Source organism: Leptolyngbya sp. AN10, from assembly GCF_050565645.1.
Taxonomy (GTDB): Bacteria; Cyanobacteriota; Cyanobacteriia; order Leptolyngbyales; family Leptolyngbyaceae; genus Leptolyngbya.
In genome coordinates this window covers 289,189-313,077 of sequence record NZ_JBNXVP010000002.1, presented here as the reverse complement: position 1 = coordinate 313,077, position 23,889 = coordinate 289,189, and the positions used below count along the sequence as shown (strand labels likewise).

Genomic DNA, 23,889 nt, shown 5'->3' with positions numbered 1-23,889 from the left:
ACTCTTGCGACTCATTGAAGAGAAAAATCATCCAGAAGTCAGACCCCGATCGCTTCATGTGCGTGATATCCAAGAAGTATTCTATTTCTTGAATTTCTATGCAAACGGCGCATTTAATCTTTAATCCGGTGGCGGGTCAGGGAAACGCAGAGCAGGAACTTGATTTGATTCAACGCCGCTTAAGTGAAAAATTTGATTTAAAAACAAAACTAACTTCTCCCGATCGCGATGCCGATGAACTGGCAGCAGAATCCGTCAAAGAAGGTGCAGAAGCGATTTTCGTTTCAGGGGGAGATGGAACCGTTTCGGCTGCTGCCAATGCTGTGATTCGCACTGGAATTCCTTTAGGTGTGATTGCGCGAGGAACTGCGAATGCGTTTGCAAATGCGCTCTCGATTCCGACCACGGTCGAGGCTGCCTGTGAAACGATCTTGAATCAGCAAACGAAAAGTGTTGATGTCGCTTTTTGTAATGGTCGCCCGATGGTCTTGCTGGCTGGAATTGGATTTGAGGCGGAAACGGTTCGATTGGCGAATCGAGAAGCTAAAGATCGATTTGGAATTTTGGCGTATGTGATTGCAGGTCTGCGTCAATTGCGAAATCTGGATCACTTTGAAGCAGAAGTTGAAACCGACGATAAAATTCTTTCCTTTACCGCTTCAGCGTTGACGGTAGCGAATGCAGCTCCAGCGACTTCGGTTCTCGCTCAAGGTCCCGCTGGATTAGTGGTTGATGACGGCTTGTTGGATTTAACGATCGTCGCTCCCTCGAATCGCACGAGCGCGATCGCAGCGACGTATCATCTTCTGCAATCTGCCCTGAGTGGCAATCCGGCTGAACGGGACGACATTGGATATCTACGATCGAGACGGTTCAAAATCACGACCAATCCAGCGCAGCGAGTCGTTGTTGATGGGGAAATGGTTGGGACAACGCCGATCGAGGTTGAATGCGTTCCATCCGGTCTCACTGTGTTTATGGAAGATCCAGAAGCGAATATTCCGACGGAAAAAATTGACGGTTTGCCAGATTTGGTCGTTGAAACTAAAGATTCGGCAGTGTAACGATCAACAAGCCAATTTAATCCTTTATAAAGAAAGAGGGAATTGCTGTGCAGCGATTCTGAAAAATTCGTAATTTTGGCTGTTTTTACTTGCCGAACTACGAATTACGAATTACGGATTGGCAAATCACATGGCGGTGAGTCTCGAATGGATTGTCGGAGGTACGGCGCTGATTGCAGCGATCGCGCACTGTGTTGCGGTTTGGCAGCGTTGGCGATCGTCTATCGATCTGGAATCAGACCAAGCGATGCAAGAAGCGCTCTGGCGACAATCGATCGCCGTGGAAGCCGCGCTGGATGGAATTGCGATTCTCAGTGAGAACGGAAGACTGCTGTATCTCAACGATGCTCACTTAAAAATGTTTGGGTATAGCCGCACCGAACTGATCGGGAAAAGTTGGGAAGTGCTGTACTATCCCGAAGAAATCGAGCGTATCGATCGAGAAATTCGTCCTATTCTGAAGCAAACCGGACAATGGCGCGGTCAAGTCGTCGCCAAACGTCGAGATGGCAGTACCTTTTTTGAAGAAGTTTCGCTGACTCGTACCGAAAAAGGGATTATTTCAGTTTGTCGAGACATCACCGAAACAAAACAAACTGAGATTCGTCTGCGGATTTTGGAACGTGCGATTAGTGCCAGCAGCAACGGAATCATCATCACTGACCCCACGCAGTTGGATAATCCGATGGTCTTCGTTAATCCAGGATTTGAGCGCATGACAGGCTATTGTGCTTCTGATGTCATCGGAAAAAATAGCCGAATGTTGCAAGGGGCAGAAACCGAGCAAGATGCGCTCGATCGATTACGTGGCGCATTTAATGAAGGCGAAGATTGTACGGTCACACTCCGCAACTATCGCAAAGATGGGTCGTTGTTTTGGAATGAACTCTCGATTTCGCCTGTGCTAGATGCCGAAGGACGAGTCACGCACTATGTTGGGATTCAAACCGATGTGACTGAGCGAATTCGCACTGAACAAGCCCTTCAGCTTCAGATTCAACGCGCTTATTTACTCAAACAAATCACGCAAGATATTCGCCAAAGTTTAGACACACAGGAAATTTTCCAAACCACGGTAACGCAGATTGGGCGAACCTTTGGTGTAAATCGCTGTTTATTACACACTTATTTAGAAAGTGCGGAAGATGCGATCGTGTCTGAATCCTCGCAGCTTAGTCCGACTTTTCCCCAAATCCCGATCGTGGCGGAATTCCTCGAACCCGGTTGGGATTCGATGCAAGGCGCTCACATTCCGATTCGGGGCAATCTGCACGTTGAAGAATTGCTGAAGAGCGATCGAGCCATTTCCTCTCCGGATGTCTATACCGATTCCCGTCTCTCGCTCGCGGCTCCTCTATGCGAACAAGCACAATTGAAATCGATGTTAGCGGTTCGCACCTCGTATCAAGGTGTTCCAAACGGGATTATTGCGCTCCAGCAATGTGATGCGATTCGAGACTGGACGAGCGATGAGATTGAACTGCTCGAAGCAGTCGCGGATCAGGTGGGAATTGCGATCGCTCAAGCTCGGTTACTCCGACAAGAACGGCTCCAACGGGAACAACTGACTGAGAAAAATGTCGCGCTCGAACAAGCGAAACACACCGCTGAAACTGCCAATCGTGCCAAGAGCGAATTTCTTGCAACCGTGAGCCACGAAATTCGGACTCCGATGAATGCAGTGATCGGTTTGACCGGACTCTTGCTCGATATGGACTTGACGGATCAACAGCGCGATTTTGTCGAAACGATTCGCAGTAGCGGCGATTCTTTGCTAACGATTATCAACGACATTCTCGACTTCTCGAAAATCGAATCTGGAAAGCTTGATCTTGAACAGCAACCGTTTGATTTAAGAGCTTGTGTGCGGGATGCGATCGAGCTTTTGAATGCCGAAGCGATCGAGAAAAATCTCACAGTGACCTCGCAGATCGATCCAATGATTCCAGATACGATCGTGGGTGATGTCACTCGACTGCGGCAAATTCTCGTCAATCTCATCAGCAATGCAATCAAGTTCACACCACAAGGAGCAATTTCAGTCAGTGTTAAACTGAGTTCCTCGAATCCGGGTAACTGTCAAACGACTGGACTTGCTCACTGTTCCAGGCTTTCAAGACAGACCTTTAAGCTCCTATTCACTGTGAGAGATACTGGAATCGGCATTCCTCCAGCGCGGATGGAACGACTGTTTAAATCGTTTAGTCAAGTGGATTCCTCTACCAGTCGGCAATATGGCGGTACAGGATTGGGACTGGCGATCAGTCGGCGGCTGAGTGAAATGATGGGCGGTACGATGTGGGTCGAAAGCCAAGGCGCGATCGGCGGTTGTCCTCCGAAAGAGTTTTATCCAACACAATTGACCAATTCTGGTTCAACGTTTTACTTTACGCTGTGTGCTAGTGCGGCTGAACTGAAATCACCTACGATCGAGCCAACTTTATCGATCGAAGAAACCAACTTTCATCCATTGCGAATTTTGCTGGCTGAAGATAATGCTGTCAATCAAAAGGTCGCGCTCCATCTGCTTTCACGGTTGGGATACCGGGCGGATGTTGCTGGCAACGGTTTAGAAGTCTTAGCGGCACTAGATCGCCAAGATTACGACGTGATCTTGATGGATGTGCAAATGCCCGAAATGGATGGACTAGAAGCGACTCGGCAGATTGTCCAAAAATTAAATCATCCCCACATCATCGCCATGACTGCGAACGCGATGGAAGGCGATCGACAACTCTGCCTAAATGCCGGAATGAACGATTATTTAAGCAAGCCGATCCGGATCGATGCGTTAAAATCTGTTCTCAGTAAATGTAGCCCTGTTGTACGAACAGTACACTCAAGCAACGCCGATCCAATAGAGTTGCCCCCTGCTCTAACACGATCGTCCGTAAGCGTTGCTGCTGGATTTTCGACCGTGCGTGACTTTACCCACGATCGCGGTTGTTCTGCCTTGATTCAGCGATACCTCAGCGATACCCGCATCTGGCTCGACCAGCTTAAAAGCGCGATCGATCCACTCAACGAGCAGGCTTTACATCAAGCCCTGCAAGCTTTGCGATCGAGCAGTCTTCAAATCGGACTGAGCGCGATTGCTTCTTCCTGCGATGCGTTGGAAACCTGCCTACGTCTGGGAACGCTAGATCAAGTCCCTCACCAAGTCCATCAACTCGAAGCCGAATACGATCGCGTTCAAGCTTCGCTACACCTGGAACTTCAGCAATGTCAGAGATAACGCCCTCTTTCCATAATCCTCCCCTGATTCTCGTCGCGGATGATGATAAGACGATGCGCCTCAGTGTGCGTCAAGCGATGGAGCAAGATGGGTATCAAGTGATTGAGGCAAATGATGGAGAATCGTGTCTGGCGACGTTTGCACGATCGCGTCCTGATGTCGTGTTATTGGATGCGATTATGCCTGCGATCGATGGTTTTACGTGCTGTCGGCGTATCCAAGAATTGAGCGGAGCAAGACGAACTCCAGTGCTGATGATTACGGGGCTTGAAGATCAAGATTCGGTCGATCAGGCGTTCGCAGTCGGAGCCGTAGATTACATTACCAAGCCGATTCACTGGGGCGTGTTGCGGCAGCGCGTGAAACGACTCATTCAGCAAGTCAGACTATATCAGCAGCTTGAAACGGCGAATCATGAATTGCAGCGGTTAGCCGCGATCGATGGATTGACTCAGTTAGCAAACCGTCGCCGCTTTGATGAATATCTCCAACAAGAATGGCAGCGGATGTTGCGCGAACAATTATCGCTGTCGCTGATTCTCTGTGATATCGATTTCTTCAAGGCTTATAACGATACCTATGGGCATCAGGTGGGCGATGATTGCCTCAGACAAGTGGCGCAAGTGATTCAAAGTTCAGCAAAACGAGCGATCGATTTAGCAGCGCGATATGGCGGTGAAGAATTTGCGATCGTCTTACCGAATACTGACCAAGAAGGCGCGATCTTAGTCGCACAAGACATTCAGACCGGAGTGAACCAGCTTGGAATTGCTCACGCTGGGTCTAAAGTGTGCGATACGGTGAGTGTCAGTTTAGGCGTATCGAGCACGATTCCAAGCATCATCACTTCGCCAGAGATGCTAATCAATGCCGCAGATAAAGCACTGTATCAAGCGAAAGCTGAAGGACGCGATCGCTATTGTGTATGTCTCAGTTAGCCTTCCTTAGAGGGTGTTTGAAAAGTATAAAAAGCGGTTTTGCTGCGTTGCCAGTCCGCCCGGAGATTCATTTCCGGGCTAATGGAAGAAACCCCGCTGAAGCGGACTGGGAGAATCATTCGGAGTTCTTAGCCCAGTTGAGTGGGCTTCCCACGATTAGCCCGGAGATTCATTTCCGGGCGGGTGAATGCGATCAACGATTACTTCTCAAACACCCTCTTAGGATCGTGAATTAAATCAGTCCGGCGAATAGAATTCGCGACGATACAAACGAAGTCCGCCCCACGCGGACTAACAGCCAGTTTCTTAACCCGCAACGGCGGGTTTTGTCTGTGTAGCTGTGAATTCTATTCGCCAAGCAAACGTTCGGAGTGATTAAATTCACATTCCTTATGATAAGAATCGCGAATTTGCTTCAATTCACTTAATTGCTGTTCAACGATTTGCAGCACTTGATTGAGTGCTGGAACCATGTCAGGCTGAAATTGATCCACCATGAGCGGTGTCGTGGTTTGGGTATGACTGTGAAGCTCGTCCATTTTTTGTCGCAACTTCTGAGCAATACCGAGCGCATCACGGCTGAGAGTCGTTAATTGCTGTTTTTGGTAAAACTTCAGGGCTGCACCTCGAAGAACTTGCAGAGTCGCATATTCGCCATCGGGAGAGGGCATGATTCGCAATCGCAGGAGAACTCGATCGCGCTGATACGATCGCTCAATTTCCACCTGCTGCACTTGAGTGACTGGAGCAAGCGGCAAATGTGTGAGTTGTTTTAATTCGTCTAAAAGGGCTTGAAATTTTGAAAGTGGAACGGATTCGATCGCAGCTTGCAGCACTCCATTTTGGCTCCAGAGAATACGACCGTATTTTTCTTGTCGCTCAAAAAAGAGCCGTCCAATTCCGTTTCCGAGTACTCGTCCTAGAAGTTCTTGAATGAGGCGAGAAGGTGGAAGTTGACTCAAAAGTGCGATCGGTTCTTCAGCATAACGAGTGCTAACTGATAGACATGGAAGGGTGCTGTGAGGATCGCTGATGGTGTCTTGAAGCGATCGCGCTTCCGGTTTGTGGCATTCTTCCCACTCTAATTCGTCTGGACTTTCGACGACTAAGGTTTCCTTGCTGTGCAAATCTGGTTTTTTCTGTGGCTCTGACGGTTTCGGAGGAGTCGGAGTGGGACGATTTTGACTGTAATTTAAGTAAGTGGTGAGAGTTGTGTGGTGTGTTTCTGAAGAGAGACTTTGAGGCGCAAGCGAATAGTTTTGATAGCCGACCATTCGACGAGCGTAATCGAGTGCCGCCACATCATCGAGCATCACCATGCCTAACTGTAGAGTAGTTCCTTCGATCGATAATGGCAGAATCTGATGATACAAACAGGCTTCAAACGGCAAAACGCGATCGATTAGTTGAAAGATTTTTTCTGTGTCCATGTGCGGTGCTAACCTCTGGGATCAAGTGTTTACCACTGATCCCCACTTCAGAGCGAGATGTTGATAGTATTCCCATCGGTGAAAATCTCTGTGCATGAAAAATAAATTGGCATTCAACTTAACGCATCGAAAAGATTCAATGATCGTGGTGTTTCTGCATGGTTTTCTGGGAAGTCGTGCAGAGTTTGATGAGATCGTGGATCAGTTCTCGTTTTCCTGTCTCATGGTCGATCTTCCGGGTCATGGCGAAACTCGTTTCTCTGATGAGTACACAATGGAAAATACGGCAACTGCGATCGTGGATTTGCTAAACGAGTTGGAAATTTCTCAAGTTAATTTAGTCGGCTATTCAATGGGAGGACGATTAGGACTGTATTTGGCGTTGAATTATCCAGAGCGATTCTCAAAAGCAGTAATCGAATCGAGTTCGCCTGGATTGAAGACTGAGCAGGAACGCTTAGAAAGAATTGAGTGCGATCGCATTTTAGCAACGCAAATCGAAACAAATTTCGATCAGTTTTTAATCAATTGGTACAATCAGCCGCTATTTCAATCGATCAAAGCGCATCCGAAGTTTGATCAAATGCTAAAAGAACGATTGCGAAATGATCCGATTGAAGTAGCGCGATCGCTACGAGAAATGGGAACGGGAATGCAGCCGAATTTATGGGAGAAACTGCGATCGCATCAGAATCCGTTGTTGCTGATGGTTGGAGAATACGATCGAAAATTTGTCGCGTTGAATCAAGAAATGGTGTCGCTGTGTGGAACGGCAGAATTATCGATCGTGCCTGATGCGGGGCATAACATTCACTTTGAGGAACCGGAAGCGTTTGTCGATCGGATTACGAGTTTCTTTCAAGCATCGTAACCCCTCGCTCTAAGCCACACGCTGATTTTAACCACAAAAAAGCAGCCCCATTCCTGAGACTGCTATCAGACCACACAGTAAACTTTTTCGCGTTAGCACCACGCTGCTTCCAAATCTGTTTCCGGCAGCAGAATCATCGTCTCAAAGCCGATTCTGCCCATTTCCGGTTCTTCTCCCATTTCCATCTCAACCAAATACGACCAGCGACCCGCATCCGCGTGAAACTCTCGTACTTTTCCCTCACCCCCAATGAAGCGAACAAACTGATCGGGGCTAAATCTCGGCATCGTCATTACAGAAACCATAATCCTGTGTTCCTTGCACTTGCTTCTTTTCCTTACTTCAACGATCGCTGATCCAATTGCAGACAGAATAACTAAAGCTTTGATTAAGATATCTCCCCCATTCGGGTAAATCTCAGGGTGAAATCCGTCTTCCTTGAGAATTAGCGCGATCGGTTGTTTGGTATGATGCAACGAAACGAACAATGCGAAGGGAAACGCTACAGTCAATGCTGACAACCCTACTTTCAACACTCAGTATTTGGGATAAAACAAGCGGAACTTGGATCAATGTGGCAACAGTTTTAATGGGTTGCACACTCGGATTGCTGTTACAAGGCAGTTTGCCAACTCGAATGCAGCGCATCATTACACAAGGATTGGGATTGTTAACGCTGTTTCTTGGGGTGACGATGGCATCGAGCTTACTCAAGGTCAAAATCGGCGTGATTGATGGCGTGATTATTGGACTGTTCGCGATCGTCATCGGTGGCTTGCTGGGTGAATGGTGGCAGATTGAAGCTCGATTACATTCCATTGGCGATCGAATTAAACGAATGGTAAAAGGGGGCGGCAGTTTTACTGAGGGATTTGTCGCGGCAAGTTTACTGTTTTGCGTGGGACCGCTCGCGATCGTCGGAAGTTTGAACAATGGATTGGCAGGAAACAATACACTGTTATCGATTAAATCGGCAATGGATGGATTGGCATCGATCGCATTTAGTAGCAGTTACGGAATTGGCGTTGTGTTTTCGATTTTGCCGATCGTACTTTACCAAGGAGGATTGTCGATCGCGGCAGGATTACTTGCTCAGTCATTACCCGATCCAGCAACGGCTCCAGCGGTTCTCTTAACTTCTGGCGTAGGCGGATTAATGGTAATGGGATTGGGTTTGAACCTGTTAGAAATTGCACGATTAAGCGTTGCTGCATTTTTGCCGGGATTGCTGCTTGCACCGTTGTTTTGTGCAATCATCGAACGATTGGCGTAATCAGAAACGGTAATATATCCGTTCATATAAAAGATTCGCTATCTTTACATTTTGAGAATTTGATCTAATTTTTTTAAGATTTGCTACCAAATCTGAAAATGTCTCTATAATTAACGACGATAGTGATAACAGCATCGATATCACTACTATTGCAATCAGATGAGCATCAGATCGATCACGGTTAAACGTCGATCGATTCGCCGAAAGTTTTTGTTTCAAATCCCAGAATTGGGAACACATAAACAAAGTCTGCATCCTGTAATTTGATTAGGAGGAACATAATGGCAGGAACGAAAAGAAGATCACCCACATCAACGCTAGTTTCCAAAGATTCAATCAGCAGCGCATCGACTGCACTTCAAGATTTGCCCGAAAAACCGAAGGAAATTTGGTCGCTGAGAGAAGCCATTCATCTGCTCAAAGATCAAATTACTCAAGCGCTCGATCGCGGTTACAGCTATAGCGAAGTTTCCCAAATGCTGTCATCGAAGGGCGTTGAAATTAGCCCCTCGACGCTGAAGTATTATCTGTCCTCAGCCCGTAAAGAAGATGGAACGAAATCTCGCCGTCGTCGCCGCACGTTAACCATGACCGCTGAGGCACTTCAGAACGGTTCGGATGCACTGGAAACCGAAACGCCAGAGAAAGAAGACAAGCCGAAGAGAACGCGATCGGCTGCAAAATCCAAAACGGATACAAAGTCACCCGCAAAATCGAAGGCAAAAGCAACCACTAGCCGGAAAAAAGCTGTTAGTTAGAGACATTTCTGAATTCGATCGACATTCGTGCTTGGGTTGATTCGGGTGTCGATCGTGCTTTTACTGCGATAATGAGCGCAGATTTTTTGCTGTGTTCAAACTATGGTTCTAGATATTTCCCTGCCAGAGAGCTTGGATGCTTTCTGGATGCCGTTTACTGCAAATCGTCAGTTCAAATCCCAGCCGCGTTTGATGGCATCTGCCAAGGATATGCACTATACGACTGTCGATGGTCGAGAGGTGCTGGACGGAACAGCGGGACTTTGGTGCGTGAATGCGGGACATTGCCGCGATCGAATTGTGCAAGCGATCCACGAGCAAGCCGCAACACTGGATTTTTCGCCCACGTTTCAAATGGGGCATCCTGGACCGTTTGCATTAGCCGATCGATTGGCAAAAATGCTTCCCGGAGACCTTGATCATGTCTTCTTTGCGAATTCTGGCTCAGAGGCAGTCGATACCGCGTTGAAGATTGCGCTCTCCTATCATCGAGTGCGGGGAGAGGCAAGTCGGACTCGATTGATTGGGCGAGAACGGGGATATCACGGGGTTGGATTTGGCGGAATTTCGGTTGGGGGAATTGCACCGAATCGGAAGTTTTTTGGCAGTCTGTTGCCGGGAGTGGATCATCTGCCGCACACGCATAATTTGGAGCAGAATGCGTTTAGTCGGGGACAGCCGAACTGGGGCGCACATTTGGCAGATGAATTAGAGCGAATCGTTACCTTACATGATCCTTCTACTATTGCCGCTGTGATTGTCGAACCTGTTGCGGGATCGACGGGGGTACTGATTCCACCTGTGGGATATTTGGAGAAATTACGATCGGTTTGCGATAAGTACGGCATTCTGCTGATCTTTGATGAGGTAATCACCGGATTTGGCAGATTGGGACGAGGATTTGCTGCGGAATATTTTGGCGTGATGCCGGATCTGATCTGTGTGGCGAAAGGGATTACAAATGCAGCGGTTCCGATGGGAGCGGTGTTTGCCCGATCGTATATTTACGATGCGTTTATGCACGGACAGGAAAACGCGATCGAGCTATTTCACGGTTATACCTATTCGGGGCATCCGTTAGCGTGTGCGGCAGCGATGGCGACGTTGGATATTTACGAAGAGGAGCAATTATTCGATCGAGCACGTGATTTATCGCCGTATTGGGAAGAGGCGATGCACTCGTTAAAAGAATTTCCTCATGTGATTGATGTGCGGAATTTGGGAATTGTGGCGGGAATTGAACTGGCATCGATTCCAGGACAGGTGGGAGTTCGGGCTTACAATGCGCTGGTGAAATGTTTTGAACAGGGATTGCTGATTAGAACAACCGGAGACATTATTGCGTTATCACCGCCGTTAATTCTGGAGAAACAGCATATCGATCAGATGGTCGATCGATTAGGTAGTGTTTTGAAACAATTAGCGTGATCACACAACTTGATACAAAAATCGGAATGTTGCCCAACTTGCCATATCTAAAGCGAATAGATCAGGTGTGTTAATTGATGTATTACTCGCTTGATGCAAATCCTGTAGAACAGCTTGGGCAACATCAAGAAAATTCGGAAGCGATCGCACAAATCCCGCACTCGTTCCAAGTAATGCCTGTGTTTGCTGAAATGGAGCGCGGCTGCAAATCAGGTAAATTTCGGACAATCCCGCAGGGGCTTGAACAATCCAATCAGTCAGCAATCGCGGAATCGTTACAGTTTCATTTGCCGCGATCGCGGTTTGCGATTGATCGTTTTGCATTGAATTAAATACAACTCCCGATCCCCGATTATCAAATCCTAAAATCACATAATGAATTGGAGCCAAATCACGATTTTCAACGCGAAGTCGAATCGGAGTGCCAATCGGAAACGATAATAATTTTCCATCTGATGGAATCACTTTGATCGAATCAGGAGGAATCTTCTCGGTTTGTTGAACGATCGCATTAGAATCTGCAATCTCGATCGAAGCCTGAATCGCCAACTCAGAAGTCGTGGAATTGCTCGTTAGATTCAGAAGTTTCGCACCTAAAAGCGTTTGCAGGCGAGGAGTTAACCGACGAACTGCTAATTTCACCGCTTCACCAGATTCGCCTGCGGTTCGTGGAATAGCATCTCGCCCTTGCGAAAATAATCCATAGCCAGCAGGCGGAATTGTGCCCTTCATCGCATCAGGATTGAGGGCTGCAACTTGAGTCGTTTCTTCTACTTTGCTGAATAAATAATCTGCGGGTTGTTCTCCCGCGATCGCAGCAGAAATTTTCGGCAATCCTGATAAGGCACTAATCGCATCCACGCGCTCGACTCGATTTAAGTTTGCATCAACCGCGATCGCTAATCGAACATCTTTTGGGAATGCGCGAATCTTTTCTCGAACTCGTTGTCCGATTTGTAAATTTGGCGATTCAGTCAGCGATCGCGCTTTTGCAACTAATCCATTCCGCTCGAAGATTTGCAACAGTTGATCAGAATTTTCAACTTTGAGAACTGCACCAGAGCTATAGGTTTCTAGCACTTCGGGAGGGATGCCTCCGAGCCAGAGTTGCGCGATTTTGCCACTGTCCTCGATCGCGGTAATCACGCCATCCGCAGCGGATTGAATCGCTGCAACTTGATACGGTTTCAAGGTCGGTATCTTCGACCCAGGCTCCGCCTGACCGCGGCTTTTTTGTCCCATTAAAACGGGCTGTTGTTTCGAGTCAACGCGCTTGGCGATCAATTCCGAAGCTTGGCGTAAATTTACTCGCAGTGTCGTAGACGGAATCGCTTGCCACAATTGTTGAGTTAACGCATACGTGAACAATCCCGCAGTAAATCCATTCCAAGGCGATTCCGTGGCGAACTGTTGATCGTTTGCAGCCGAGAGAACGACTCCGGGAAATTGTCCCGATCGCCATTGCACTCGTGTTTGAATGCGATCGAGTCCAGTTTTTGCAAGTAATTTCTCTTGAAATTCAAGCTCACTCGGAATCAATTGGGAAGCTGGATCACTAGAACGCGATCGCAATCTCAAATTTCCACGCTGAGAATAACCGGGATAGAAGTATCCTGCATCGAGAACGGTTGTTACTTGAGAAGTCGAAAGCGATCGCAGCAATAACAGTAACGTGTCTTGAGAAATTGCATTTGCGATCGCGCCAGCGTGTGCCAGAGGCATCGCGTCTTCTTTGGGATCATCTGCTGTTAATAAAACAGGCTGAACATCGTCTGGAGTTGTTCCTAGTTTTTGCAAACTACCGAAACCGCTGAAGTGAAACACGACAATATCGTTTGATTTCGCTTGTTGGATCAGATGTTCTGTAAAAATTGTTTCGATTTGCGATCGTGTTGCTTGTTGATTTGTGAGAGTAATAATGTCACTCGGCTGAAATCCAAACCGATGGATCAACAATTCTTTCTGTAATTCAACATCTGTAATACAACCACTCAAACTAGCGTTGTGATATTGATTGATTCCGACGAGAAAAGCGAGTTTGCGAGAAGTCGGTTCTGCCAGAACTTGAGACGCACGAGACAGGAGGAGTTGATTCGCTCCCCAGGCTCCGCAAAACATTCCGGCTGCTTGTAATAGCGATCGACGTTTCATATCCCGATCCCGCGTCTCCCTTGTTCAGATTAGCAGGTGAAGAATCTTACCGCATAGTCAATCCCGACACTTATATTTTGTTTAATTTTTCCGAGTTCGAGAGAATTCAATCGGTACACTTCCGGTGGCGTGTGTATCATGATAGTCGCTTACGGGTGTTAGGGAGAATATTGAATGAATTTACCTTTCGTTTTAGATGTCGCAATTGGTTTAGTTTTTACCTATCTAATCTTGAGTTTATTAGCTTCCGAGTTGCAGGAATTGATCGCCACAGTCCTGCAATGGAGAGCAAAACATCTAAGAGACTCGATCGAGGTCTTGCTTGGTGGTGGCATCAACACACCCGAAGAACAGCGCGTCAAAGATTTAGTGGGGCGATTGTATGATGATCCACTGCTGAGAAATGTAAATCAGGAAGCTAAAGGTATCGTGGCGCAAGGGTTTCGTCGCATTACCCGCGTTCTGTTTCCTGGCAATCGTCCTGGATCATTTGGCAATCAAGCGTCTGGTCCTTCTTACATTGCGCCAGAAACATTCGCGACTTCTTTGATCGAACAATTGGGAGTTACTTCGATGGTCGATAAACTCTCTCAAGTGCGATTTGAGAAGTTTGTAAACCGGATTGTCGGTCACTATTGGGTGAATGAATTTGGAGAGGTCGGATTGCCTGCTGATGATATGTTCGAGAGCGGTTGGGAACGAGGCGCGATTCGAGAGATTGCTGCAAAATCGAATCAAGTCAGCCTGGGCGCGGATCAGAACTTTCGTGTGTTAGTGGAAGACTATCATGACATTCTCAGATCCTATCAGTCTGGGGAAGCCAGTTTAGCAACCAGCATTGAACGCCTCGGAGAAGGGTTAGACGCTTACATTGCAGCTTGTACCAACCTCGATCAAACTTCACCCGATACAGTGCTGTATGTACGACGCTTGCAATCTTATAAAGCGAGTGTGTTTGGACAGAACAACGATCGAGCCGCGCTCTCTGGAGGTCTAAAGCCGAGTGTTGCTGAAATTGCTGAACTGGTAAATCAGGGAACATCAACCCATCAAGAAGTTGCGGGAGCTTACGATCGAGTCGCAAATCAAGCCCGTCCGATTGATGCTCAAGTGACTGCTTCTCTGCAATCTCAGATCGAAGATTACCGCATGGGACTTGATCCGAATGCTCCAGATCAGCCGACAAAATTTGAAGACTTAGACTATGATTTGCAGCAAATTTTCCTTGCTAATGCACTAAAAGATCTCACCACCGAAGAGCGGCAACTCTACGAAGAGTATCAATCCTACAAAAAGATTCGCAATGGATTGAGCCGACTGCCGGATTCTGTGAAGGAGAGTATGTCGATTTTGGCAAGACGAGCACAATCGCGAGTTGAAAGAACAGAAAACGAAGTGAATCAGTTTCGCGATGAAGTTGCAGTTTGGTTTGATCGATCGATGTCTCGCGCTTCGGGTGTGTACAAACGGAATGCCAAAGGAGTCGCGATTTTGATGGGATTGTTCTTAGCGGCGACCACAAATTCCGATACCTTCCATATTTTCAATCGGCTTTCTAGTGATGATAGTTTGCGGCGAATTGTGACAGAACGAGCCAGTCAACTGAATCTAAATGCTGAGAATTCGCCTCGATTTTCTGCCCAGCTTGAGAACTTGAAAAACGAAACGGATGCGGTTCTGCGTGAGATTTCCTTTCCGATTAGTTGGAATTCCAGCAACATTGGACGACAGTTAGGCTGTCCAAGTAGTGCGATTTCTGCAACTCCTCTACAGGGTGAAGCTCCGACCGAGGCGAATCAACTCAAAGCACAGTGGGACAATTTATATCGAGGCTGTCTTAATACAGATCAGGCTCCCACGGCTCCAATTCCCGTACAAGTCGCGCAAATTATGGCGAATCGTCCATTGGGTGTGCTGCGGATGTTTTCAGGTTGGGCAGTGAGTGGAATTGCGATCGCGATGGGTGCGCCGTTCTGGTTTGATTTGCTCGGTAAGCTGGTGAATGTTCGGAATTCGGGTGGAAAACCGAGACCAGCGGGGGGAGAAGAACAGAGAACGAATTAGGCTGAATGGGATCGGATAATCGATCCCATTACAAAATCATTTTTTCCATTGCGGTTTGCAACTCTTGTGTCAAGTCAGAAACCGCTTGTTTTGCAGCCCGACGATTACTTTGATAAATGGGAAAGCGATCGCTAACCGAAATCGGATCGCCAACGGTGACTAAAACCGATTGCTTTCCTAATTTTGGTCGTTTAAACGCATTGCCGCCTTTGATTCGGGCAATCATATCCCAGAGTAAAAGCGTCGTTTCAGAAAAGCGATCGATAGACGGTTTCTCGATCACATATTTGCCAGTCACTGCGACAAAACTTTCGACTAATCTCATGTGCCAAATTCTCAGGCGGGCTTCTTCAGCAACGCGATCGGCAAGTCCTCGATCGACAGGCGATAATTCATCCAATTTTAGATCTTCCCGGAAAATCAAATCCCAAGCGGCTTGTTCTAATCGACGACAGCGATCGATCACGTTGCCTTTCGGCGGCGAGTTGAAATACTGTTCAGCTACAGTCAAAGCTGAATTGAGAAGAATCTCAAGCCGTAGCGCTAATCTAGCGTTCGGTTCAGCGTGTTCAACGGATGGTAGATCTTGGTGATAGAACTTTCGATAGAATGATTCCATTACCGTTAACATGTGTTCTGCGATCGCATAAAGTCTTCCATAGCGATCTGGATTCTGCGGTTTGATTCCAGCATCTACTTCAAGTGAATGCAAAAGTTGATCGACTTGTTTCCAAGTTTGTTTCACATACTGATATTGAATTCCAACTGGAACAATCACAACTTGTTCATTTCGGTTTTCTTTTTGTAAGTCTTCTGCACACCAAAATCCCATTTGTGCGATTCCAGGTTCTAATGGGCTGACAATCTCGTTATGTCCATTCGTTGCACCTTCTGGGGCTGCCATGAGTGGAAATTGTCCATGTGCCAGAAGGTTTCGAGCCGACTTCAAGCCTGTTCGATCGAGCTTTCCCCGATGAATTGGAGTGCCGCCTAGTTTCGAGTACATCCAGCCGATCGACTCACCTGCCCAGAGCGGAATTCCGCGATCGTACATGAAGTGAGCGTGAGTCGGAGAGTTCAGCCGAATTCCCATCCGTCGAGCCGTTCGCGGTAACAGATAGTGCATCAGATACATCATGCTAAACGGATCATCCGCGCTGGGATGACGAAACGCCAGCAGCAATCGGATTTTTCCCGCTTGGAATTGCTGGTATAGTTCTGCAAGTTGTTCAACGTTCACCGCTTCAATTCGAGCGATCGAGGTTTTCCGCCGCATCCAGACCGGGAGAATTGATCGGGCAACTCTCAGAACGTTGGGATTGAAATCGGGCGGGATAAATTCGAGCGGGGGTTGAACGAATTGAGAAGGGCGCGGCACGATGAGAAGCTCCAGAAACGTGAGAGATGTCAGTATCTTAAAGTCGAATTTTTAGGTTGATCACGATCGCGTTACAGATTGAAAAGCGGATCAGAAAATAAAATTCAATTTCAGTTCCCATCCGGTTTCGGTGTGAATTAGCTCGATTTGACGGATAAATTCCCTAAAGTAAAAGCGGCGTTCTGCTTCAGATAAATCGAGCCAAAATTGCGGGATCGAAACGGTTTGTGCGATCGCTTTGAGATTCACGGGTGGCAATTGAGAAAGCTTAGTTTGTAATTCTGCAATTTCGCTGCGGAGTTTGTACGATCGTAAATCTGCTGTTTCTGTATCAAGAATTCCGGTTTCGATCAGGGGCGGAATTTGTTCTAAGACTGATTGTTTTTGTGCGACCGCGTTCTGAATATTTGATTTAATTGCATCAATATCAGGGGTTCCAGCTTCCGAAACGGCACGAGGTAAGTCTTCGCAAATTTTATCGATCGTGCATTGTAAAATTTCTTCGTAAGCGATTGATTTACATTGTTTCGGGCATTGCATCGGACGTAGATATAAGTATTCTTTTTTGCTTTTCTTTCGCGATGTCACTCGTGTAATGGTCATGCCTGAATTACATTCGCTGCAACTTACTAAACCTGCCAGAGATCGGGGCGCACTCGCAGTTCGTGAGGGTAAACGACGATTTCGACGCAGTAATCGATCGATTTGTGCAGCTTCATCGCGTGACAAAATTGCGGGATGAGTATCGGGAATCGTTTCGCCTGTCTGATACTCCAAATCGCCCCGATAAACGGGATTTGTGAGCCAACGTTGTCCAGTTGAAACAGAGATTTTTTTAGCGTATTTCTTTTCTAGAAATCGAACTGCACCGCGTAGAGATCCATAAAGTAGGAAATGATCGAAGAATTCTTTGACTACCGGAGCAGTAGATCGATCGAGAATATATCGATTTCGACTGCGACGATATCCGTAAGGAGCTTTTCCTGGTGGTGCAAGGGTTTTAATCCGATTTCGGGCATGACCTTGACGGATTTTTCTACTTTTTTGATTGTGTTGTAATTCTTGTAATTGTTGAAGTGTGATTGCTGATAGTTCTTCTGATCCTGTTGTGATCACTTCAATATTGCGAGATTCGAGTTGAGATAAGCGATCGTGAATTTCTGTGATCGAGTCTCCCAGGTCTTCCAATCGTCGAATCTGCAATTGAACGGATTCATTTTCGCTGATCAATTGTTTTAATTGAACGCGATCGCTGCCAAAATCTTGATAAACGCGATCGACTTTCAAATCCGTTGTATCTGGTGTTATTTCCAGCAATGGATCACTGTAGAGATAAGCAATCACGTTCATGTTGTGATTTACGCTTCCCCTAGTTCAATAATATTATTGTCAGGATCTTTCACGAACAATGCAGCCCGACCCGATGCGCTTAATTGAAACTCACAGTTGTGCATGATGAGTTGCTGTTTTGCTGCTTCCAAATCTGCGACCGAGAAAGCTAAATGTCGATTGCGTCCCCATTTTTGTTGGTTCTGAACTTCTGAGGATTGAGCAGAATCAGCAATGAGATGAATTTGAAACGATCCAAGTTCGTACCAAGCCCCTGGAAATTTCAAAACTCGATCGATCTTTTGCAATCCCAAAACTGTTCCATAGAAATGCTCGGACTTGTCTAAATTAGAAACGACGATCGCGGCGTGTAAAAATTGCGTGAGTTGCATGATTGCACGTCATTCAATGTTTCGTTTCAGTCTAGCGCACACCCCCAGACAGAAGTTAACCCGCAAACAAAGCGATATATTACATTCCGCTGATACTAAATCGTCCTATGAATCCTCTCAAACATAAAGAACTTCTACGAGGCATTCTCGCTGTTGCATTAGTTATTGTTGGGACTACGCACTTTCTCGCACCTCAAGAATACGCCAAGATTGTGCCGCCTATCTTTCCAGCATTTGCTTCTGTATATGTCAGCGGATTCTTTGAGATTTTAGGCGGTATTGGTTTGTGTATTCCTTATGCCAGTGTTGTAGCAGCTTGGGGATTAATTTCGCTATTCATCGCGGTGTTTCCTGCAAATATCTATTTAGCTTTGCATAGTGATATTACGCTGAATAATATTCCTCACAGCCCATTGTTTTACTGGTTGCGATTACCGTTTCAGCCCGTATTAATTGCGTGGGCATATTGGTATACTCGCAACCCGCAAGATCAAAGAGGGGCAGAGAAAATCGCGAATCAATGGCAAACGCTCGATCGATTAGTTGAAAAGAAATAGTTTAAAGAATCTTCTCCAATCCATAAATAAGCGATTTCAAGGGAATCACTTTCCGAATCGAAAGCAACACTCCGGGCATATAACAAGTGCGATCGGTTGCATCGTGTCGCAGAGTATAAATCTGTCCTTGTGCCCCAAAAATAATCTCCTGATGCGCGACGAGTCCTGGCAATCGAATACTGTGAATCCGAATTCCTTCTTCCGCCTGTGCGCCTCTTGCCCCAGTAATTTTCTCGGTTTCAGACACGATCGCTTCGTTATACGTCTTGCCCATTTCCGCTAACATCTGCGCTGTTTGTACTGCGGTTCCACTCGGTGCATCGGCTTTCTGATTGTGATGCAACTCAATAATTTCAACGTGATCGAAATATTGTGAAGCTTGAATCGCGGCTTGCTGCATTAGAACAACCCCGATCGAGAAATTCGGCACAATCAAACAGCCCGTACTTGCTTTATCTGCGAATTCTGCCAAATCTTGAATCTGTCCTGCGCTTAACCCCGTTGTTCCAACCACCGGACGAACTCCGTAAGCGATCGCAGAACGGACATTTCCATAAACCGCATCTGGATGCGTCACATCTACAACAACGCCCAGTTCTTTTTCCTGAGACAGCATCGCCATCATCGACTCATACTCATTGGTGACAGGCACTTCGAGCGCCCCACAGCCGATAATTTCGCCAATATCCTCCCCCTGATAATCGGGATTTCTTGCGATCGCGCCAATCAGATTCATGTCTGGCGATTGTGACACCGCTTTAATAATTTCCCGACCCATTTTGCCCGTCGCACCATTGACCACGACTGGAATTCGACCTGCCATCGCTCGTCCCCAAATTCAGCTTCTCTATTCTGCCACTCCCGCTTCATGTCACAATAGTAAACGCGAATTAAAACAGCTTTACAGTTTCAGGACGACCCGTGACCTTTACGACACAACCCACATCACAAAACGGACGATCGACCACCGCTCCCGCTCGACGGCGGGCAGTATTTCCCTTTACTGCGATCGTTGGACAAGAAGAAATGAAATTGGCGCTTTTGCTCAATATCATCGACCCCAAGATTGGCGGCGTGATGATTATGGGCGATCGCGGAACTGGAAAATCGACCACGATTCGCGCTCTGGCGGATTTGCTGCCGGAGATCGATGTGGTTGCTGATGATCCATTTAACAGCCATCCGAATGATCCGGAATTGATGGGCGATTCAGTGCGGCAATTGCTTGAGCAAAATGCTGATGTGCCTGTTGTGAAGAAAAAAGTGATGATGGTCGATTTGCCGCTGGGTGCGACTGAAGATCGCGTGTGCGGCACGATCGATATTGAGAAAGCTTTGTCTGAAGGTGTGAAAGCCTTTGAACCGGGACTGTTAGCGAAAGCAAATCGCGGCATTCTCTATGTCGATGAAGTGAACTTGTTAGATGATCACTTGGTCGATGTTCTGCTCGATTCCGCTGCTTCTGGCTGGAATACCGTTGAGCGGGAAGGAATTTCGATTCGACATCCAGCAAGATTTGTTCTGGTTGGATCAGGCAACCCGGAAGAAGGTGAGCTTCGTCCGCAATTGCTCGATCGATTCGGAATGCACGCCGAAATTCGCACTGTAAAAGAGCCTGTGCTGCGAGTTCAAATCGTGGAACAGCGCACCGAATTCGATCAAGATCCTGTACCGTTCTTAGAGAAGTACGAGCCGCAGCAAAACGATCTTCAGCGTCAGATTGTGGATGCTCAGGAACGCTTGAAAGGAATTGCGATCGACTATGATTTGCGGGTCAAAATTTCGCAAATGTGTTCTGAACTTGATGTCGATGGATTGCGTGGTGACATTGTGACAAATCGGGCTGCGAAAGCGTTAGCGGCTTTAGAAGGTCGGACTGAAGTGACCGTTGATGAGATTCGTCGCATTGCGCCTTTGTGTTTGCGTCACCGTTTGCGGAAAGACCCGATGGAATCGATCGATTCTGGCTACAAGGTTGAGAAAGTCTTCGATCAAGTGTTTGGAATGGAAGCGTAGTTAAGAAGGTGTTTGAGAAGTATAAAAAGCGGCTTTGCTTCGTTGCCAGTCCGCCCGGAAATGAATCTCCGGGCTAATGGAGGAAACTCCGCTGAAGCGGACTCAGAACACAATCCGAAGTTCTTAGAGGGCGTTTGAAAAGTATCGTTTCTTGCGCTCATCCGCCCCTCGACTGAAAGTCGGGACTAATCGAACGAAGTCCGCGCTCCGGGACTAAAATCGAGTCAGAGCAGGGTTTCCAGTCCTTTTCAAAGGACTTCGCACTGTTAGCCCGGACTTGCAGTCACGGGCGGGTGAATGCCACGATCGATACTCTTCAAACATTCTCTTAGCCCAGTTTAGTGGGCTTCCCGCGATTAGCCCGGAAATTCATTTCCGGGCGGGTGAATGCGATCAACAATTACTTCTCAAACACTTTCTAAAAAAATGCCGAGTTCTAAATTCCTCGGCATTTCTAGTAAAGTCGCTTCGATCGAGAGGATAGTCATCTTGACTGTCCCTGCTCCTCTAAACGGTTTGAAACTTACAAACTAGCGGTCTTTCCAGTTTGAGCCTGAGATGGAATCGCCTGAACTCCGGTATATCCCATCTCACTCGCCAATTCCCGCAGCAACGAAATCTGTTGCTCAAACTCCAATCCCTCAATCCGCTTCAACAGATTACTAATACCCTCCGAAGCTTCATATTCCGCAGGCATTCCCACCACAGATTCGCCCATCGCGACTGCCCACACATACCACACCAATAACTGATTATTTTCTTTCAGCGCACCATAAGCACGAGAATATTCAGTATCCGTCCGATTTACAATATCGCGCATCACTTGAAGCTGATCCTGATGCGACAAGTTATAAAAATCACCCAACAAAATTGGTGCTAACTCTGGTTCTGCTGCCTGTGGAGCCGCAGGCGTGATCGAGTCGCCCATCTTCTCATAAACGTAATACAGCAGTGCCAACTGATCATCGGCAGAAAGCTTCTTAAAATCATCGATCGTACTCTGAATGTCTTCGCCCAAATACTCGGACGGATCGACGTTCTGACTTGCAGACTGGGGCATCGAACTTTCTCCATAAAAAACGCCATACAAGACGTATCAGGCTTTACAGATTAAAAGCGCCCGTCTCCAGACCGACTTCGAGATCTAACCTCTGGATGAACGGCTAAATCTGTCTTTCGATCGCTGATCCCCAAGGAAAAAACCAGTAAGGTAACAGCACAAAAGATAGGAGAAATTATTATGTCTGAAATTAATACAGAAGCTCAAACGCATGATGCTCAGTTAGTCGCTGAAGAGATTGCAGCAGGCGATCGACCCGCTCCGAAAGTGGATGTGTCGGCTGACTACGAAGCGGCTCAAGAATTCAGTACGAGCAGCATTGATGACACCGGAAAAGGTCAAGAACTCGCAGAAGCTGCAACTGCTCCACAATTTGAAGTGCATTCCGCAGAAGAAACAGAACTCCCCGCTGATCATCTTGCATCAGAGCCGACAGGCGATCCAGACCTCTACCGCGATATGGCGAAAGAAGTGACTCATGGTTCAGGTGCAACTGGAAATGTCGATGATGACCTGATGAAAAAAGCACTGGAACTAGGAAAACCGGGAGAACATTAAGCTCGATCGAGGTTTTTGATCGCCCGATCGCTGTTGAGTGTAAACAATGCCAACACCGATCGAGACTGTTACCACGATCGCGAAAATGATTCCAACAATCCAAGGAAGCTGATTGTTCGGCGATTTTGCTGGAACAATCAGCGCTTTGATTTGATTAATGTTGTGTGTTGTGAAATCAATTGCCGTTTGCTCTTTTAGCTCAGTTCTCAACACTAAAGCGTCTCTGAGTGTGTCGTATCCGGTTGTCACTTCTTGCTGACAGAAAGCGAGCGTGCCTAATTGATGAAGTGCCCAAGCTTCAGTCGTTTCGTCTTCAAGTGCCCAAGATGCAGACAAACTCCAGCGTAAAAGCTTTGACCAACTTGCCCAGAGTTTTGCACTTGCAAATGCACCTTCTATCGATCGAACAATTTCAATGACTTCTGAAAATCGCCGCTGATTAGCTGCCCATTGCACTGTCACCATTAACAGTTCGCGTTCCTCAACAATTCGGTCGGGTTTAGATCGAATCCAATCAAGAACATACGCAAGAATTTTTTCCATCCAGCTTTCCGAAATTCGATACTGTTTCCAAAGCTTGTATCGTCCCTGATCGACTTGAATAAATGCTAAATCTGAAACATTTGTAATCGCTGTAATCTGTTCTGCTGTTAGCGAAATTCCAACTGTTGCTAACAATTCAAAAACAGCATTCTCTTGTTCAGAAACAGAGCCAAGATTTGCTTCAGGATCAGAAAGCTCGATCGCAGAATTCGCTTGAGAAAACCGCCGCACCACAGACGCGATCGCAAATCGACTTTCTGGTAAAACTCGCTGAAGTTGCTCTAGTTCTGCTGCCGTTAAGTTTGGATGATTGAGCAGAATTAAGGCTTGTCGATCGCTTAATTTCGATCGAATTTCTGCTCTGGAAGGCTTTACATCAGATGGAACGTGATACAACTGTTCAAAGATAATTTGTAGAAGATCTTCCAGCGGATCAGATTGTTCTAGATACAGAATTCCATCTGGATAAATTGCTTGAAGTTCAGATTGTTGAGACAGCGATCGTAACAATTCGATTTTGGCAAATCCCAATCCATAAACCTCGATCGATTGTTTTGCCATCAAAGCTGATAGCGCTTGAGAAATAGATACTTCTGGATTTGAGAAAGACGAGTTTGGAGAAATTAACTCAAACGATCGTTCTTTTACTGGAATGCCTTGCAAAATCGCGCCATACTCAGAGCCGATCAGCAATTCGCACTCCTCAAGAATCAAGCGAACTACGATCGTCTCGCCCAGTGCCGTCTCAATTGTGCTGAAAAATGCAGAATGAGACATAACCAGCACCGTCAACTCTGCGATCGAACTTCAAACTTTTCCCAAGGCGAACTTATGATAAGCCAAC

General features: G+C 46.8%; 20 protein-coding genes. 11 read left to right on the top strand and 9 right to left on the bottom strand.

Translation table 11 applies throughout. The features are described 5' to 3' along the window. The first annotated feature begins 98 nt into the window (after positions 1-98). The 3 genes from ACQ4M5_RS04310 to ACQ4M5_RS04300 all read left to right on the top strand — a co-directional run bounded on the left by ACQ4M5_RS04310 (position 99) and on the right by ACQ4M5_RS04300 (position 5,237). Positions 99-1,064 carry a YegS/Rv2252/BmrU family lipid kinase gene (locus ACQ4M5_RS04310; RefSeq protein ID WP_430674372.1) on the top strand — a complete coding sequence of 322 codons (966 nt, stop codon included), beginning with the start codon at positions 99-101 and terminating at the stop codon, positions 1,062-1,064. Between the two features lie 118 nt (positions 1,065-1,182). Further along, positions 1,183-4,299, top strand: coding sequence for a PAS domain S-box protein (locus tag ACQ4M5_RS04305; RefSeq protein WP_430674371.1), 3,117 nt, complete (start codon positions 1,183-1,185; stop codon positions 4,297-4,299). Beyond that, positions 4,287-5,237 (top strand): GGDEF domain-containing response regulator, encoded by a 951-nt coding sequence (locus ACQ4M5_RS04300; RefSeq protein ID WP_430674370.1) that lies wholly within the window; start codon positions 4,287-4,289, stop codon positions 5,235-5,237. The genes ACQ4M5_RS04305 and ACQ4M5_RS04300 overlap by 13 nt, the downstream gene beginning before the upstream one ends. A gap of 347 nt (positions 5,238-5,584) precedes the next feature. On the opposite strand, the gene ACQ4M5_RS04295 is transcribed toward ACQ4M5_RS04300, so the two are convergent. Continuing rightward, positions 5,585-6,667, bottom strand: coding sequence for a hypothetical protein (locus tag ACQ4M5_RS04295; RefSeq protein ID WP_430674369.1), 1,083 nt, complete (start codon positions 6,665-6,667; stop codon positions 5,585-5,587). Positions 6,668-6,761: 94 nt separating this feature from the next. On the opposite strand from ACQ4M5_RS04295, the gene menH reads away from it, so the two are divergent. Next, complete coding sequence (menH, locus tag ACQ4M5_RS04290) at positions 6,762-7,538, top strand: 2-succinyl-6-hydroxy-2,4-cyclohexadiene-1-carboxylate synthase (protein WP_430674368.1); 777 nt, start codon at positions 6,762-6,764, stop codon at positions 7,536-7,538. Positions 7,539-7,630: 92 nt separating this feature from the next. Here menH and ACQ4M5_RS04285 read toward each other — a convergent pair whose 3' ends face one another. Next, positions 7,631-8,050, bottom strand: coding sequence for a hypothetical protein (locus tag ACQ4M5_RS04285; RefSeq protein WP_430674367.1), 420 nt, complete (start codon positions 8,048-8,050; stop codon positions 7,631-7,633). Here ACQ4M5_RS04285 and ACQ4M5_RS04280 point away from each other — a divergent pair. From ACQ4M5_RS04280 to ACQ4M5_RS04270, 3 genes are all read left to right on the top strand, one after another. Next, entirely contained in the window at positions 8,050-8,811 is a 762-nt protein-coding gene (locus tag ACQ4M5_RS04280; protein WP_430674366.1) for a DUF554 domain-containing protein, read from the top strand. The genes ACQ4M5_RS04285 and ACQ4M5_RS04280 overlap by 1 nt on opposite strands. 281 nt (positions 8,812-9,092) lie before the next feature. After that, the gene (locus tag ACQ4M5_RS04275) at positions 9,093-9,569 is read left to right on the top strand and encodes a hypothetical protein (RefSeq protein WP_430674365.1); all 477 of its coding nucleotides are present in this window, start codon (positions 9,093-9,095) and stop codon (positions 9,567-9,569) included. 102 nt (positions 9,570-9,671) lie between these two features. Further along, positions 9,672-10,997: an aspartate aminotransferase family protein gene (locus tag ACQ4M5_RS04270; RefSeq protein WP_430674364.1), complete on the top strand. Its 1,326-nt coding sequence runs from the start codon at positions 9,672-9,674 to the stop codon at positions 10,995-10,997. Here the strand turns inward: ACQ4M5_RS04270 and ACQ4M5_RS04265 are convergent, their stop codons facing one another. Beyond that, positions 10,998-13,148 (bottom strand): caspase family protein, encoded by a 2,151-nt coding sequence (locus tag ACQ4M5_RS04265; RefSeq protein ID WP_430674363.1) that lies wholly within the window; start codon positions 13,146-13,148, stop codon positions 10,998-11,000. It lies immediately after the preceding gene. Between the two features lie 174 nt (positions 13,149-13,322). On the opposite strand from ACQ4M5_RS04265, the gene ACQ4M5_RS04260 reads away from it, so the two are divergent. Further along, entirely contained in the window at positions 13,323-15,212 is a 1,890-nt protein-coding gene (locus ACQ4M5_RS04260; protein WP_430674362.1) for a hypothetical protein, read from the top strand. A gap of 28 nt (positions 15,213-15,240) precedes the next feature. Here ACQ4M5_RS04260 and ACQ4M5_RS04255 read toward each other — a convergent pair whose 3' ends face one another. The 3 genes from ACQ4M5_RS04255 to ACQ4M5_RS04245 all read right to left on the bottom strand — a co-directional run bounded on the left by ACQ4M5_RS04255 (position 15,241) and on the right by ACQ4M5_RS04245 (position 18,311). Then, positions 15,241-16,590 (bottom strand): 1-acyl-sn-glycerol-3-phosphate acyltransferase, encoded by a 1,350-nt coding sequence (locus tag ACQ4M5_RS04255; protein ID WP_430674361.1) that lies wholly within the window; start codon positions 16,588-16,590, stop codon positions 15,241-15,243. A gap of 90 nt (positions 16,591-16,680) precedes the next feature. Further along, positions 16,681-17,940 carry a recombinase family protein gene (locus ACQ4M5_RS04250; protein ID WP_430674360.1) on the bottom strand — a complete coding sequence of 420 codons (1,260 nt, stop codon included), beginning with the start codon at positions 17,938-17,940 and terminating at the stop codon, positions 16,681-16,683. Positions 17,941-17,948: 8 nt separating this feature from the next. Beyond that, on the bottom strand, positions 17,949-18,311 hold the full coding sequence (locus ACQ4M5_RS04245; RefSeq protein WP_430674359.1) for a VOC family protein: 363 nt from the start codon (positions 18,309-18,311) through the stop codon (positions 17,949-17,951). A gap of 107 nt (positions 18,312-18,418) precedes the next feature. On the opposite strand from ACQ4M5_RS04245, the gene ACQ4M5_RS04240 reads away from it, so the two are divergent. Beyond that, positions 18,419-18,868 (top strand): DoxX family protein, encoded by a 450-nt coding sequence (locus ACQ4M5_RS04240; protein ID WP_430674358.1) that lies wholly within the window; start codon positions 18,419-18,421, stop codon positions 18,866-18,868. A gap of 1 nt (position 18,869) precedes the next feature. On the opposite strand, the gene dapB is transcribed toward ACQ4M5_RS04240, so the two are convergent. Further along, positions 18,870-19,691, bottom strand: a complete 822-nt coding sequence (dapB, locus tag ACQ4M5_RS04235) for a 4-hydroxy-tetrahydrodipicolinate reductase (protein ID WP_430674357.1) — start codon at positions 19,689-19,691, stop codon at positions 18,870-18,872. Positions 19,692-19,789: 98 nt separating this feature from the next. On the opposite strand from dapB, the gene bchI reads away from it, so the two are divergent. Beyond that, complete coding sequence (gene bchI, locus ACQ4M5_RS04230) at positions 19,790-20,884, top strand: magnesium chelatase ATPase subunit I (protein WP_430674356.1); 1,095 nt, start codon at positions 19,790-19,792, stop codon at positions 20,882-20,884. Positions 20,885-21,407: 523 nt separating this feature from the next. Here the strand turns inward: bchI and ACQ4M5_RS04225 are convergent. Then, positions 21,408-21,944, bottom strand: a complete 537-nt coding sequence (locus ACQ4M5_RS04225) for an orange carotenoid protein N-terminal domain-containing protein (protein ID WP_430674355.1) — start codon at positions 21,942-21,944, stop codon at positions 21,408-21,410. A 180-nt stretch (positions 21,945-22,124) separates the two neighbouring features. Between ACQ4M5_RS04225 and ACQ4M5_RS04220 the strand changes: the two genes are divergently transcribed. Further along, positions 22,125-22,502, top strand: a complete 378-nt coding sequence (locus ACQ4M5_RS04220; protein ID WP_430674354.1) for a hypothetical protein — start codon at positions 22,125-22,127, stop codon at positions 22,500-22,502. Here ACQ4M5_RS04220 and ACQ4M5_RS04215 read toward each other — a convergent pair. Next, positions 22,479-23,822: a hypothetical protein gene (locus ACQ4M5_RS04215; RefSeq protein WP_430674353.1), complete on the bottom strand. Its 1,344-nt coding sequence runs from the start codon at positions 23,820-23,822 to the stop codon at positions 22,479-22,481. The genes ACQ4M5_RS04220 and ACQ4M5_RS04215 overlap by 24 nt on opposite strands. Between the last annotated feature and the right edge of the window lie 67 nt (positions 23,823-23,889).

Coding starts and splice junctions, on each gene's coding strand:
- ACQ4M5_RS04275 (WP_430674365.1), top strand. CDS start 9,093: ATGGCAGGAACGAAAAGAAGATCACCCACATCAACGCTAGTTTCCAAA.
- ACQ4M5_RS04220 (WP_430674354.1), top strand. CDS start 22,125: ATGTCTGAAATTAATACAGAAGCTCAAACGCATGATGCTCAGTTAGTC.
- ACQ4M5_RS04280 (WP_430674366.1), top strand. CDS start 8,050: ATGCTGACAACCCTACTTTCAACACTCAGTATTTGGGATAAAACAAGC.
- ACQ4M5_RS04265 (WP_430674363.1), bottom strand. CDS start 13,148: ATGAAACGTCGATCGCTATTACAAGCAGCCGGAATGTTTTGCGGAGCC.
- ACQ4M5_RS04225 (WP_430674355.1), bottom strand. CDS start 21,944: ATGCCCCAGTCTGCAAGTCAGAACGTCGATCCGTCCGAGTATTTGGGC.
- ACQ4M5_RS04310 (WP_430674372.1), top strand. CDS start 99: ATGCAAACGGCGCATTTAATCTTTAATCCGGTGGCGGGTCAGGGAAAC.
- ACQ4M5_RS04250 (WP_430674360.1), bottom strand. CDS start 17,940: ATGAACGTGATTGCTTATCTCTACAGTGATCCATTGCTGGAAATAACA.
- ACQ4M5_RS04240 (WP_430674358.1), top strand. CDS start 18,419: ATGAATCCTCTCAAACATAAAGAACTTCTACGAGGCATTCTCGCTGTT.
- dapB (WP_430674357.1), bottom strand. CDS start 19,691: ATGGCAGGTCGAATTCCAGTCGTGGTCAATGGTGCGACGGGCAAAATG.
- ACQ4M5_RS04295 (WP_430674369.1), bottom strand. CDS start 6,667: ATGGACACAGAAAAAATCTTTCAACTAATCGATCGCGTTTTGCCGTTT.
- ACQ4M5_RS04260 (WP_430674362.1), top strand. CDS start 13,323: ATGAATTTACCTTTCGTTTTAGATGTCGCAATTGGTTTAGTTTTTACC.
- menH (WP_430674368.1), top strand. CDS start 6,762: ATGAAAAATAAATTGGCATTCAACTTAACGCATCGAAAAGATTCAATG.
- ACQ4M5_RS04300 (WP_430674370.1), top strand. CDS start 4,287: ATGTCAGAGATAACGCCCTCTTTCCATAATCCTCCCCTGATTCTCGTC.
- ACQ4M5_RS04215 (WP_430674353.1), bottom strand. CDS start 23,822: ATGTCTCATTCTGCATTTTTCAGCACAATTGAGACGGCACTGGGCGAG.
- ACQ4M5_RS04270 (WP_430674364.1), top strand. CDS start 9,672: ATGGTTCTAGATATTTCCCTGCCAGAGAGCTTGGATGCTTTCTGGATG.
- ACQ4M5_RS04245 (WP_430674359.1), bottom strand. CDS start 18,311: ATGCAACTCACGCAATTTTTACACGCCGCGATCGTCGTTTCTAATTTA.